This window comes from Streptomyces sp. NBC_01283 (assembly GCF_041435335.1).
Lineage (GTDB): Bacteria > Actinomycetota > Actinomycetes > Streptomycetales > Streptomycetaceae > Streptomyces.
The window spans coordinates 2,812,667-2,826,489 of record NZ_CP108430.1; the positions used below are offsets into that span (position 1 = coordinate 2,812,667).

9 protein-coding genes are annotated in these 13,823 nt (G+C 71.4%); all 9 read right to left on the reverse strand.

Annotated features, from left to right (window positions below; genetic code table 11):
• Positions 1-48: 48 nt before the first annotated feature.
• The 9 genes from OG302_RS12600 to OG302_RS12640 all read right to left on the reverse strand — a co-directional run bounded on the left by OG302_RS12600 (position 49) and on the right by OG302_RS12640 (position 13,784).
• The gene (locus tag OG302_RS12600; RefSeq protein ID WP_371526881.1) at positions 49-594 is read right to left on the reverse strand and encodes a GNAT family N-acetyltransferase; all 546 of its coding nucleotides are present in this window, start codon (positions 592-594) and stop codon (positions 49-51) included.
• A 105-nt stretch (positions 595-699) separates the two neighbouring features.
• Complete coding sequence (locus OG302_RS12605) at positions 700-1,548, reverse strand: GNAT family N-acetyltransferase (RefSeq protein WP_371526882.1); 849 nt, start codon at positions 1,546-1,548, stop codon at positions 700-702.
• Between the two features lie 243 nt (positions 1,549-1,791).
• Entirely contained in the window at positions 1,792-2,949 is a 1,158-nt protein-coding gene (ispG, locus tag OG302_RS12610) for a flavodoxin-dependent (E)-4-hydroxy-3-methylbut-2-enyl-diphosphate synthase (protein WP_190084813.1), read from the reverse strand.
• A 163-nt stretch (positions 2,950-3,112) separates the two neighbouring features.
• Positions 3,113-4,414 carry an RIP metalloprotease gene (locus OG302_RS12615; RefSeq protein WP_371526883.1) on the reverse strand — a complete coding sequence of 434 codons (1,302 nt, stop codon included), beginning with the start codon at positions 4,412-4,414 and terminating at the stop codon, positions 3,113-3,115.
• The gene (dxr, locus tag OG302_RS12620) at positions 4,411-5,667 is read right to left on the reverse strand and encodes a 1-deoxy-D-xylulose-5-phosphate reductoisomerase (RefSeq protein WP_371526884.1); all 1,257 of its coding nucleotides are present in this window, start codon (positions 5,665-5,667) and stop codon (positions 4,411-4,413) included. The genes OG302_RS12615 and dxr overlap by 4 nt, the downstream gene beginning before the upstream one ends.
• A gap of 123 nt (positions 5,668-5,790) precedes the next feature.
• Positions 5,791-7,737: an acyl-CoA dehydrogenase family protein gene (locus tag OG302_RS12625; RefSeq protein ID WP_371526885.1), complete on the reverse strand. Its 1,947-nt coding sequence runs from the start codon at positions 7,735-7,737 to the stop codon at positions 5,791-5,793.
• 244 nt (positions 7,738-7,981) lie between these two features.
• Positions 7,982-9,427, reverse strand: a complete 1,446-nt coding sequence (locus tag OG302_RS12630) for an aldehyde dehydrogenase family protein (RefSeq protein ID WP_371526886.1) — start codon at positions 9,425-9,427, stop codon at positions 7,982-7,984.
• Positions 9,428-9,572: 145 nt separating this feature from the next.
• Positions 9,573-11,159: a PucR family transcriptional regulator gene (locus OG302_RS12635; RefSeq protein ID WP_371526887.1), complete on the reverse strand. Its 1,587-nt coding sequence runs from the start codon at positions 11,157-11,159 to the stop codon at positions 9,573-9,575.
• A gap of 228 nt (positions 11,160-11,387) precedes the next feature.
• Positions 11,388-13,784, reverse strand: coding sequence for an ATP/GTP-binding protein (locus OG302_RS12640; RefSeq protein ID WP_371526888.1), 2,397 nt, complete (start codon positions 13,782-13,784; stop codon positions 11,388-11,390).
• Positions 13,785-13,823: the final 39 nt, after the last annotated feature.

Sequence of the window (13,823 nt, forward strand, 5' to 3'; positions counted from 1 at the left end):
GGGTGATGGCAGGAGGTTAGCCGGGGCCCGGGCGCGGGCGGAAATCGGTTAGCTGCCCGACCGCTTCAGCGGCAGGGGCGCGCCCATCACCGCGTACGGCTTCTGGGCGCTGGGGAACTGGACGTTGCGGGCCAGGTCCGCGTACCCGAGCGAGCGGTAGAGGCCGCGTGCGGGGCTCTCGACGTCGATCGCGGAGAGGATCGAGCGCGGCTGGTCGACCGTGTCCGTGATGGTGGTGATGAGGGTGCGGCCGACGCCGCGGTTCTGGTAACCGGGCTGCACATGGAGCTCGGTGATCACGAAGGAGTCGTCGAGCCAGTCCTCCACGCCGTGGACCCGCAGATACGGCTCGACGACCGTGGACCACCAGTGGCCGCGGTCGTTGGGCATGCCGTAGACGAAGCCGACGAGCCGCCCCTCGGGGGTGGTGGCGCCGAGCGCGCGGGCGCCGGGGTAGGTGAGGTGCCGCAGCACGATCTGGCGCCGCACGGTCACCTCGTCGTCGCTGAGCCCGAAGGCGTGGGCCTGCACCCGCAGCGCTTCGTCCACGTGCGTGGCGAGGTCCAGCGGCCCGATCACGACGTCGTCAGTCATGCGCCGAACTTTAACTCGCGGACGGGGGTGCGTGAGGAGTGCGGTGTGAGACGCGCAGGGGCCGGAACCGGACGTGAACCGGACCGGAACCTGCCCCGAACCTGACTAGAACAGGACGCTCATGAACGCCCCGACCTCCTGGAACCCCACCCGCCGGTACGCCGCCCTGGCCGCGGTGTTGAAGTCGTTGACGTAGAGGCTGACGACCGGGGCGACGTCCGCGAGGGCGTACCGCAGGACGGCCGCCATGCCCGGTGCCGCGTAGCCCTGGCCCCGGTACTCGGGGGCCACCCAGACGCCCTGCACCTGGCAGGCCTGTGCGGTGGCCGCGCCGATCTCGGCCTTGAAGACGACCTTGCCGTCGCGGTCGAGGCGGGCGAAGGAGCGGCCCCCGCCGACGAGTTCGGCGACCCGCGCCTGGTAGAGGAGTCCGCCGTCGCCGGCGAGCGGTGAGATGCCGACCTCCTCGGTGAACATCGCCACGCACGCGGGCATGATCGTCTCCATCTCGTCCTTGCGGACGCGACGGACGTACGGGTCGGGGGCGATGTCCCGCGGGAGGCGGTCGGTGACCATCAGGGGCTGCTGGGCGCGGACCTCGCGGGCGGGGCCCCAGGACGGTTCGAGCAGCCGCCAGAGCTGGGCGGTGGGCTCGGCGGGGCCGACGATGGAGGAGCAGCGGCGGCCTGCCCTGCGCGCGCGGTCCGCGAAGGCGCGGACCGCGCGCGGGGTCGCGCAGATGGGGACGAGGTTGGCGCCCGCGTAGCAGAGGGACTCCAGCATTCCGTCCTGGTACCAGCCCCACATCTCGCCGCCGAGCCGCCACGGGTCGAGGCCCGCGACGCGGACCCGTGAGGTCACGAAGGCGTTGGCCACCGGCTCGCGGTCGAGCACAGCGAGCGCGGCGTCCAGGTCACTCGGTTCGAGGACCCTGGTGGTGGTCTGCGTCAACAACGGGGCGTCTCCATCACTCCCTGCGGGCAACGACAACCAGTCGAACACCCTGCTAGCGTCGCCGCGTGCCCTCAGGGCGTCGGTCAGGGCTTGACCGTCGCGTCACTGCGAGAAGCCCCTCGGGGCGGAGTCACACGGTCTGCTGATCTCCGTACTTTAACCGGAGATGCCGAGTAGCACCGCACGCAAGGGACCGGGCGCCACCTCCGGAGGGGCACCCGGTCCCTTGCGTCATGTCAGGCGTCAGCCCGCGACGGCCACCGTCGGTTCGCCCGAGGGGATGCCGTCCTTCTCCATCTGCTCGGCGATCTTCATGGCCTCTTCGATGAGCGTCTCGACGATCTTCGACTCGGGGACGGTCTTGATGACCTCGCCCTTGACGAAGATCTGACCCTTGCCGTTGCCGGACGCGACACCGAGGTCGGCCTCGCGGGCCTCGCCGGGGCCGTTCACGACGCAGCCCATGACGGCGACGCGCAGCGGGACCTCCATGCCGTCCAGGCCCGCGGTGACCTCTTCGGCCAGCTTGTAGACGTCGACCTGGGCGCGGCCGCAGGAGGGGCAGGAGACGATCTCCAGGCGGCGCGGCTTGAGGTTGAGGGACTCCAGGATCTGGATGCCGACCTTGATCTCCTCGACCGGCGGGGCCGAGAGGGAGACGCGGATCGTGTCGCCGATGCCCTCGGAGAGCAGCGCGCCGAAGGCCACCGCCGACTTGATCGTGCCCTGGAAGGCGGGACCGGCCTCCGTCACACCGAGGTGCAGGGGGTAGTCGCACGCCGCCGCGAGCTGGCGGTAGGCGTTGACCATGACCACCGGGTCGTTGTGCTTGACCGAGATCTTGATGTCCCGGAAGCCGTGCTCCTCGAAGAGCGACGCCTCCCACAGGGCCGACTCGACCAGTGCCTCGGGAGTCGCCTTGCCGTACTTCTTGAGAAGGCGCGCGTCCAGCGAACCCGCGTTCACGCCGATCCGGATGGGGGTGCCCGCGTCGTTCGCGGCGCGCGCGATCTCCTTGACCTTGTCGTCGAACTGCTTGATGTTGCCCGGGTTCACACGGACAGCGGCGCAGCCGGCGTCGATCGCGGCGAATACGTACTTCGGCTGGAAGTGGATGTCGGCGATCACCGGGATCTGCGACTTCCGCGCGATCGTCGCGAGGGCGTCCGCGTCGTCCTGCGTCGGACAGGCGACCCGCACGATCTGGCAGCCGGACGCGGTCAGCTCCGCGATCTGCTGCAGCGTCGCCCCGATGTCGGACGTACGCGTCGTCGTCATCGACTGCACGGACACAGGCGCGTCCCCGCCGACGGCGACCGTACCGACCTGGATCTTGCGGCTGACCCGGCGGTCGGCGAGCTTGGTCGGTACGGACGGGATTCCGAGAGAAACGGCAGTCATCTGGCGTGCATCCCCAAGGTGTGGATCAAGGTCCCGAGATCGGCGGGCTCCAGGCTTCGAGATTACGGCACCCCACAGGGCCCGAGCACATCCCGTCCCCAAGTCCACCCAATGGTGGGCGACCGGACACATAGAGTGCCCGGCCGCCGCAAACTTCGCATTACTACGAGATTCTTACCGGGTTAACTACATCCGCGATCAGGACGAGAATCGTGAAGCAGATGAAGATTCCGGCCACCACATAGGCAACGGGCATCAGCTTCGCGACGTCGAAGGGGCCCGGGTCGGGCCGCTTCAGGAGCTTGGCCGCCTTGCGGCGCACCGACTCCCACAGCGCCCCGGCGATGTGCCCGCCGTCAAGGGGCAGCAGCGGCAGCATGTTGAACAGGAACAGCGAGAGGTTGAAGCCCGCCACCAGGAACAGCATCATCGCGATCTGGTTCTCCGGCGGGATGTCCAGCGTGAAGACCTCGCCGCCCACGCGGGCCGCGCCGACGACGCCCATCGGGGAGTCCTGCTTGCGGTCGCCGTCCCCGAAGGCCGCGTCCCACAGGTCGGGGATCTTGGACGGCAGGGCGATGAGCGACTCGACGCCGTTCTCCATCATGTCGCCCATGCGGTTCACGGAGTCGCCGAAGCCCTGCTGGACGATGCCGGTGGCGGGGGTGAAGCCGAGGAAGCCCGCGTAGACGTACTTCCCCTGGACGTATCCGCCGTCGCCGTCCGTCTTGCTGACCTGGTTCTTGATCAGGTTGGCGTGCAGGTCGACCCGCTTGCCGTCGCGCTCGACCGTGATGGTGGCCGGGCCGATGGTCTCGCGGATCTTGCCCTGGAGCGCGGACCAGTCGTCGACGGGCTCGCCCTGGAAGGCCACGATCTTGTCGCCGAGCCTCAGTCCCGCGGCCTTGGCGGGCGCGGCCGTGTCGCCCTTCTGGCACTTGGTGCGGTTCTCGCTCTGCTGGATGACGCAGTCGGACACCTTGCCGACCGTCGTCGTCTGCGTGCTGATGCCGAAGGTCATCATCACGCCGAGGAAGATCACCACGGCGAGGATGAGGTTCATGAACGGGCCCGCGAACATCACGATCACGCGCTTCCACGGCTTGCGCGTGTAGAAGAGGCGGGTCTCGTCGCCGGGCTTGAGCTCCTCGAAGGCCGCCGACCGCGCGTCCTCGATCATGCCGCGCCAGGGCGACGTCGAGCGTGCCTCTATGCGGCCGTCCGGTCCCGGCGGGAACATGCCGATCATGCGGATGTACCCGCCGAGGGGGATGGCCTTGACGCCGTACTCGGTGTCGCCCTTCTTGCGCGAGAAGATCGTCGGGCCGAAACCGACCATGTACTGCGGCACGCGGATGCCGAACAGCTTGGCGGTCGACAGATGGCCCAGCTCGTGCCAGGCGATCGAGAAGAGCAGCCCGACCGCGAAGACGACTATGCCGAGGATCATCATCAGGGTCGTCATGCGCGGGCCTCCGCGGTCGCCTTCGCCGTCAGTTCACGGGCCCGGGCACGCGCCCAGGTCTCCGCTTCGAGGACGTCCGCGACGGTCAGGGAAGTTCCCGCGGCCGGTGTGCCGTGTTCGGCGACGACCTTCGTGACGGTCTCCATGATCCCGTTGAAGGGCAGGGCGCCGTTCAAGAACGCGTCCACGCACTCCTCGTTGGCGGCATTGAACACCGCCGGGGCCGTGCCCGCGAGCTTCCCCACGTGCCGGGCGAGCCCGACCGACGGAAAAGCGTCATTGTCGAGGGGGAAGAACTCCCAGCTGGAGGCCTTCGTCCAGTCGAAGGCGGGCGCCGCGTCCGGCACTCGCTCGGGCCAGCCGATGCCGATGGCGATCGGACCGCTCATGTCGGGCGGCGTGGCCTGGGCCAGCGTCGACCCGTCGGTGAACTCGACCATGGAGTGCACGTACGACTGCGGGTGGACGACGACCTCGATGCGCTCGAAGGGGATGTCGTAGAGGAGGTGCGCCTCGATGACTTCCAGGCCCTTGTTGACGAGCGTCGCCGAGTTGACGGTGATGACCGGGCCCATGGCCCAGGTGGGGTGCGCGAGCGCGTCGTCCGGTGTGACGTTCGCCAGATCGGCCTTCGTACGCCCCCGGAACGGGCCCCCGGAGGCCGTGACGACCAGCTTGCGCACATCGGCGCGGGTGCCCGCGGCGAGCGCCTGGAAGAGCGCGGCGTGCTCGGAGTCGACGGGGATGATCTGCCCCGGCTTGGCGAGCGCCTTCACCAGCGGGCCGCCGACGATCAGCGACTCCTTGTTGGCGAGCGCGAGGGTGCGGCCCGCTTCGAGCGCCGCGAGGGTGGGCGCGAGCCCGATGGATCCCGTGATGCCGTTCAGGACGGTGTGGCACTGCGACGCGGCGAGCTGCGTGGCCGCGTCGGGCCCGGCGAGGACCTCGGGCAGCGGCTCGTCGCCGTACTGCCCCTTCAGCGCCTCGCGCAGCGCCGGTACGACGTCCTCGCGGGCCACGGCCACGGTCCGCACCCGCAGCCGCCTCGCCTGCTCGGCGAGCAGTCCGACGCGGCCGCCGGCGGCGGAGAGCGCGGTGACGCGGAAGCGACCGGGGTTGCGCAGGACGAGATCGATGGCCTGGGTGCCGATCGACCCGGTCGAGCCGAGGATGACGATGTCCCGCGGACCGTCCGTGACGACGGGGTCGAAGACGAGATGCGGGTCGGCGAGGGGGGCTGGACTGTCGCTCATCCCCCCATTCTTGCCTGGGCGGCGGTGTGAGGAGACACTGCGCCCCGATCCGGTCGGCCGGAATCGTGTTCTGGGCGGGAACTCCGGCCGGGGACGGGCGGGAACCCGCCCCCGGCCGCCGGCTCAGCGGATCGGCCGGTGGACGTTCTCCCGGGTGCTCGGACCCGGTGTGGCGTCCGCGATCCAGGGTCCTTCGCCGCTGGGGTCCACGACGCCCGACTCCAGCCAGGTGTACATGCCGTTCAGGACGCCCTTGACCACCTTGCGGTCGACGTCGTCCGTGTTGGTCCACAGGCGGTCGAACAGCTCGTCGACGCGGATGCGGGACTGACGGCAGAACGTGTCGGCCAGCTGGTAGGCCTCGCGGCCGTGGTCCTCCGTCGTCCGCAGGAGCTCGGCGCGCACGCAGGCCGCGCTCATCGCGAAGAGTTCGGCGCCGATGTCGACCACGCGGCCCAGGAAGCCCTGCTTGGTCTCCATCTTTCCCTGCCAGCGCGACATCGCGTAGAACGTCGAGCGGGCCAGCTTGCGGGCGCCCCGTTCCACGTAGCGCAGGTGCGGGGAGAGGTTCGCGTGGCCGCTGGGGTGGAACTCGGTGTACGAGCGCGGGAGCTGGCCCGGGCCGGTGACCAGTTTCGGCAGCCAGCGTGCGTAGAAGCCGCCTGCCCGCGCGCCCGCCTTCGCCTTGTCGGTGAGGGACTTGTCCGGGTCGATCAGGTCGCCCGCCACCTTGAGGTGCGCGTCCACCGCCTCGCGGGCGATGAGCAGGTGCATGATCTCCGTCGAGCCCTCGAAGATGCGGTTGATGCGCAGATCGCGCAGGACCTGTTCGGCCGGGACCGCGCGCTCGCCGCGGGCCGCGAGGGACTCCGCGGTCTCGAAGCCGCGGCCGCCGCGGATCTGCACCAGCTCGTCCGCCATCAGACAGCCCATCTCGGAGCCGTACAGCTTGGCGAGCGCCGCCTCGATGCGGATGTCGTTGCGGTCCTCGTCGGCCATCTGGGAGGAGAGGTCGAGTACGGCCTCCAGGGCGAAGGTCGTGGCCGCGATGAAGGAGATCTTCGCGCCGACCGCCTCGTGCAGCGCGACCGGCTTGCCCCACTGCTCCCGCGCGCCCGACCACTCACGGGCGATCTTCAGGCACCACTTGCCCGCGCCGACGCACATCGCGGGCAGCGAGAGGCGGCCGGTGTTGAGGGTCGTCAGGGCGATCTTCAGGCCCGCGCCCTCCGGTCCGATGCGGTGCGCGGCGGGGACGCGGACCTGGTGGAAGCGGGTCACGCCGTTCTCCAGGCCGCGCAGGCCCATGAAGGCGTTGCGGTTCTCGACGGTGATGCCCTCGGCCGCGGCCTCCACCACGAAGGCCGTGATGCCGCCCTTGTGGCCCTCGGATTTCGGCACGCGCGCCATGACGACCAGGAGGTCGGCGACGACACCGTTCGTCGTCCACAGCTTCACGCCGTCCAGGACGTACGAGTCGCCGTCCGGCACCGCCATGGTGGCAAGCCGCGCCGGGTCGGAGCCCACGTCCGGCTCGGTCAGGAGGAACGCGCTGATGTCCGTGCGGGCGCAGCGCGGCAGGAACTCGTCCTTCTGCTCCTGGGTGCCGAACTGCTTGAGCGGCTGCGGTACGCCGATCGACTGGTGCGCGGAGAGGAGCGCGCCGATCGCAGGGTTCGCGGAGCCGACCAGGGCCAGGGCCTTGTTGTAGTACACCTGCGTGAGGCCGAGCCCGCCGTACTTCGTGTCGATCTTCATGCCGAGGGCGCCGAGCTCCTTGAGCCCGTTGAGCACCTCGTCGGGGATCTTCGCCTCGCGCTCGATGCGCGCCGAGTCGATCTTCGTCTCGCAGAAGTCGCGGAGCTTGGCGAGGAATTCCTCGCCGCGCCGGGCGTCCTCGTCGGCGGGCAGGGGGTGCGGGTGGATCAGGTCGAGCCGGAAGCGGCCGAGGAAGAGTTCCTTGGCGAAGCTGGGCTTGCGCCAGTCCTGCTCGCGGGCGGCCTCGGCGACCTGCCGGGCCTCGCGCTCGGTGACGGACGGACCGGAAGGTGGTGTCGTTGGTGCGGGCATTGAGGAGCTCACCTCGCCGCGGAGTGGGGCCGGTCGGCTCCGATTGACCCGATCTCGACCCGGTCGGTTACTGACTGGTGCTACTCGATCGTATGGATCGTATGTACCCGATTCGCCCCGAGCCCACCAGTCCTCGCGCAGCGTTCGGCCCACCGGGACGCGTGGGACACGCGCACACGAGAACGGCCGGAGCCCCCGCACAGTGGGCTCCGGCCGTCCGGTCCGAGAAGTGACGGGAAGTGACCTACAGGTCGAGGCCCGTCAGGACCATGACCCGCTCGTACGTGTAGTCGTCCATCGCGAAGCGGACGCCCTCGCGGCCCACGCCGGACTGCTTCACGCCGCCGTACGGCATCTGGTCGGCGCGGTAAGACGGCGCGTCGCCGATGACCACGCCGCCGACCTCAAGGGCGCGGTGGGCGCGGAAGGCGGTCTGCAGGTCGTGCGTGAAGACGCCCGCCTGGAGGCCGTACTTGGAGTCGTTGACGGCGGCGAACGCCTCCGCCTCGCCGTCCACCTTCTTGATCGTGAGGACCGGCCCGAAGACCTCCTCGACGGCAATGGTGGTGCCGGCCGGGACGTCGGCGAGGACGGTCGGCGCGTACGAGGCGCCGTCCCGCTTGCCGCCCGCGAGGAGCTGCGCACCCGCCTGGACGGCCTCGTCGACCCAGGACTCCACGCGCTTGGCGGCGTCCTCGTTGACGAGCGGGCCGACGTCGGTCTTCGGGTCGGACGGGTCGCCGGTGACCTGGGCCTCGATGGCCTTGAGGACGCGCGGCACGAGCCGGTCGTACACGGAGGCGTCGGCGATGACGCGCTGCACCGAGATGCAGGACTGGCCACCCTGGTAGTTGGAGAACGTCGCGATGCGCGAGGCCGCCCAGTCCAGGTCCTCGTCGGAGGAGAAGTCGGCCAGGACGACGGCGGCGCCGTTTCCGCCGAGCTCCAGGGTGCAGTGCTTGCGCGGCACCGAGTCCAGGATCGCGTAACCGACCTTCTCGGAGCCGGTGAAGGAGATGACGGGGAGGCGCTCGTCCTGGACGAGGGCGGGCATCTTCTCGTTCGCGACGGGGAGCACGGACCAGGAACCGGCCGGGAGCTCCGTCTCGGCGAGCAGCTCGCCGATGAGGAGACCCGAGAGCGGGGTCGCCGGAGCCGGCTTGAGGATGATCGGCGTGCCGGACGCGATGGCCGGGGCGATCTTGTGGGCGCAGAGGTTCAGCGGGAAGTTGAACGGCGCGATGCCCAGGACGACACCCTTGGAGAAGCGGCGCGTGAAGGCGAGACGCCCCTGGCCACCGGCGTCGGTGTCGAGGCGCTGGGCCTCGCCGCCGTTGAAGCGGCGGGCTTCCTCGGAGGCGAACCGGAAGACGGAGACGGCACGGCCGACCTCGCCACGGGCCCACTTGATCGGCTTGCCGTTCTCCGCGGAGATGAGCTGGGCGATCTCTTCCGTCCGCTCGACGAGCCTGCGGCTCACGTGGTCGAGGGCGGCGGCCCGCACGTGCGCCGGGGTCGCGGCGAACTCGTCGCGCACGGCGTACGCGGCGGCGACGGCTTCCTCGACCTGGGCGTCGGTCGGTACGGACGCCTTGCCGACGACCCGTCCGTCCCACGGCGATGTGACGTCGAGAGTGGTCTCACCGGTGGTCTGGCGACCGGCGAGCCAGAAGGCGTGGATGGAAGTCATGTCGATTCCCGGCCCTTCCGCGAAGGTGTGTCTTGGGGGGTACGTTCCCCACCGTAGGGGCGGCAAGGGCGCGGGGCGTTTGTCCGACGCGGAGTACTGACCCTTGGGGCCGCGCCGCTTTGGCAGGGGAACGATTGCCCCGCAGCTACTCCGTACCGCTCGATGTCGCCTTCAGGGACAGCCACAGCTCCATGCGGACGTCCGGGTCGTCCAGGGAGCGGCCCAGGATCTCCTCGACCCTGCGCATCCGATAGCGAAGGGTGTGGCGGTGGACGCCCAGGTCCGCCGCCGCCGCGTCCCACTGGCCGTGGCGCGAGAGCCAGGCCCGCAGCGAGGCGATCAGGTCGCCGCGGCCGGTGGCGTCATGCTCGTACAGGGCGCGCAGCAGTCCGTCGGCGAACGCCCGTACGGCATCGTCGGCGAGCAGCGGCAGGACCGAGCCCGCCGCCAGGTCCTCGTGCTCGACCAGCGCACGGCCCCGGCGCCGGGCGATGGACAGCGCCTGGTCCGCCTGCTTGTACGCGGTGGCCGCCGCGATCGGTCCGGCAGGCGCGGAGAGGCCGAGGAGGAGAGCCGCCCCGTCGCCCGCACCGCCCTCCGGCGCCTCGGAACGCCCTGCCTCCAGCGTCTGCGCGTACGCGACGCAGGCCGCCGCGCCCGCGCCGCCGTCCACGACGAGCAGCACGAGCCGCTCGCCGTAGGGGACGACGAGGAGTGCCTCACCGGCGCGTGCCGCGGCCGACTCGACGGCGTCGGTCAGACCGGCGAACGGGTCGGCGTCGTCCGGGGCGGAGGCGGGCACCTCCGCGACCACCAGGCGGAACGGCGCGTCGAGCAGGCTGCCGTACAGCTCCCCCGCCACCGTGCGGGCATGGTCCGGCTCCCCCGCGAGCAGCATCCGCAGCACCGCGGAGCCGACCCGCGCCTCGGCGGCCTGCAGCGAGCGGTTGCGCTCCGTGGTGAGGGTGAGCAGCGCTATGGCGGAGTGCAGGGCGTACCGCTCCGCGGTGCCGAGGGTGGAGGCCGTGCCGACGGCGAGCGCGGCGCGGGGCCGCCGTCCCGTGCCGATCGAGTGCAGCTCGACCCGGTCCTCGGCGCCCGCGACGACCGCGCTCGCGGGTGCGGCCCGGTCCCGCAGGCGCTCCACGTCGGTGGTGAGCCTGGCGGCCCGGCGGGACGCCCACTCGGGGGCCGTGGCGACGACGGCGCCGGACGCGTCGTACAGCGCGGCCCAGCCGTCCACCTGGCCGGCGAGCGCGCCGAGCAGCCCTTCGGGACCGTCGCTCAGTGCCTGCTTGGTCAGCTCGCGCTGGGCGGCGAAGCCCGCGGTCACCGCGCGGTACTGGTCGGCGGCGATGGCCGCGGAAACCGCCTTGCTGATGGCGAGGAACGGGGTGCGCCGGGGCACCTCAAGGAGCGGAAGCCCTTCGTCCGCGGCGGCCGCGACCAACGCCTCCGGAATGTCCTTGTAATGCACCCCGACCGCGAACCCGAGCCCGACGACGCCTGCCGCCGCGAGCCGCTTCACGTAGCGGCTCATGGCCTCCGGGTCCTCCGCGTCCAGTTTGAGCGCGGTGATCAGGAGGAGCTCGCCGCCCTCCATGTAGGGCACGGGGTCGGTGAGCTCACTGGCATGCGCCCAGCGCACGGGCGCGTCCAGATGGTCCTCACCGGCGCGCACGGTGAGCTTCAGTGCGGAGTGGTGGACGAGGGAGGCGAGCGTGGGCGGCATGGGGCCTTCAGGTCTGGTCAGTAGGGTCAGGGCACATCAGGGCTGATGCCTGGCACCGGCGGCGGGCGCGCGTCCCGGTCGGCCATTGAATCCCGGACGAGATGTGGATCTTTTGGCCGGTACGTATGAACGACCTGTGTCGATTCTGCCTCACCGTACGGTACGTACGGGACCGAATTCCCCGTATGTACCTCGCTGACCGCGCCCCCGCTGCGTGCGCCCGGGTGGCTATCCCCGAAGGTCCACCAAAAGGGGCGGCGCGTGCTCGCCCCGTACGTCCGTCAGGGAGAGCACCGCGTGGCCCGGGGGCAGGGAGTGGGCCAGATCGGATGCGGACCAGCGTTCGCGTTCGACCTTGCGTACGGTGACGGCGTCGGTGGTGACCGCCTTGCCGGTGACGAGCTTGCGCAGCGAGTGCAGGGCCCGGGTCATCGGCTGGTCGGCGAAGACCGTGTGCTGAGCCACTTCCCTGGTCTCGATCCACTCGGTGCCCCAGGCCTCGGTGAACCGGCGCCCGTCCCAGGTCGTCACACCGGAGAAGGCCATCCGGCAGCCGACCGCGGCGTACAGCGGCCCCTGGAGCGCCTCCGGCACCTCGCCGATCGTGCGCAGACCGAGCACGACGCCCGCGTTCAGCGACCGCAGCCGCTGGATGGCGCGCACGCTCTCGGTGGTGAGGGTGCGGGCGGCGTCGTCGAGGATCAGGCACGCGAAGTGCGGCCGCCGGGCACGGCCGCGCGCGACGTACGAGAACTGGGCGAGCAGCAGGCGGGCCAGGAGCCGCGACGCCTCCTCGTGTCCGTGTTCGGGCAGGTCCACCCGGACGCGGAGCGGGTGGTGGGCCACGGCCCGCATCGAGAAGGGGTGTCCCTCGCCGCTCGGGTCGAAGAAGTCGGCGAAGGCGGGGCGGTCGAGCAGGGCGAGCCGGTCGGCCAGGGCGGGGCCCGGGTCGTTGGGCGAGCCGGACTGGCGGACGCGGGCGTCGAGTTCGCGGCGCATGGCGGTGTGCTCGTCGGCGGCGAGGCCCGCGCGGAGGGCGTCGAGCGCGGCCGGGGCCCCCTCCAGCAGTTCGCGCAGCACGGGCACGGACGGGAAGCGTCCGTGGAGGCGGCGGTAGGGGCCGAGGAGTTGGGCGAGGGTGGTGGCGGCGCGCCGCGTGTCCACGGCTTCGAGGTCGCCGACGAGCCCTTCGGCGAGGAAGGCGGCGGCCTCGTCCGGGTCGTCGCAGTCCGCGTAGAGGTCGAGGTCGTGCACGGACGCCGGATCGCCCGGCCTGACCACGACGTCGTACGCGCTGTCGGGGCCGAGCGCCGTGCCCGCGGCGCACACGACGACGACCGCGCACTGCCCGGTCAGGGCGCCCAGGGCGAGGGACTCGGCCACCGGCCACATGAGCCGTCCGGTCTTGCCCGCACCGGACGGGCCCACCGCGAGCAGTGAGGTGCCGAGCACGGCGGGGTCGAGCGCGGCGCCGGCGTTGCGCACGGCGTAGGGGTTGCGCTCGTCCTGCGCGAAGCGGCCGATCCTGACCTGGCCCACGAGCAGGTCGTGGACGGCGCTGCGGGTGGGCAGGTCGCGCTGGCCCGAGGGGTGGGTCCAGGAGGCGGCACCGTGCCGGGCGACCGTGTCCACGAAGGTGGCGAGCGCGCCCGCGTCGGGGGCGGCGGTGCGCCAGGCGTGGGCCACGCGGGCGCAGTCGACGTCGTTCATGCGTCCGCTGACCAGCTCGGCGGAGAGCAGGTCGGCGGCCTTGTCGTGTCCGGCCGCGCGCAGTTCGGGCCAGTGGCCGCGGGCGGGAGCGCCGGCGGGGCGCGGCGGGGTGGCGCGGGGGCGTGCCGTCGCGGGCGTCGCGGCCTTGGCGGTCGTGGCGTCGCGGATCGCCTCCCACCATCCGCCGATCCGGGCGAAGGGCCACAGCACCGCGAGGGTGATCAGGATGTACAGGACGTCGGTGAGCACCTGCGAGGTGAAGACCTCGTAACCCCCCGCGATGAGTGCGACCAGGGAGAAGACGGGGTCGACCACGGGCAGCGGGCGCGCGTCGAGCCCGAAGGCGCTCGGCCAGACGAAGATCAGGACACCGACCGCGGCGACGGAGGCGACCACGGCGCGGGAGGGCTGCGGGCGCCGCACCACGAAGTGCCGGATCGAGTCGGGCCAGGCACCGAGCCGTCCGACGGAGTACAGCACCGCGCCGAAGACAAGACCGTTGTAGACGATCCGGGCGTCGTCGGCCTGCCGCTCCTTGGGCTGCACGCTGCCGGCCCACCACCAGTCGCCCGGCGTGAACAGCTTGAGCAGGGCCCACTGATAGGGGATGTTGCCCTGCCGCCACAGCGACCAGAACAGCAGGCCGAGCACGGCGGAGATCACCATGCCGACGATCAGCCGCCGGTTGACGCCTTCGCTCTCGGCCTCGGGCGCGGGGGGCCGGTAGGCGTAGCGCCAGATGCCGGGGGCCGCCTCGGGGCGGGGCGCGGCGAGCCAGTCGGCGACGGATGGGGTGCTGTCGGCGCCGGGCGCCCGCCGGGGCATCGGCGGCGCCGCGGGGACGGCCGGCCCCGCCGGACGCGGCACCGGTGTGGCGTGCGTACCGCGAGCGTCGTGCGTGCCTTCGGAGTCCATGGCCCTTGCCCCCTGACCTGCCGGTCTGTCGGTTCAGCC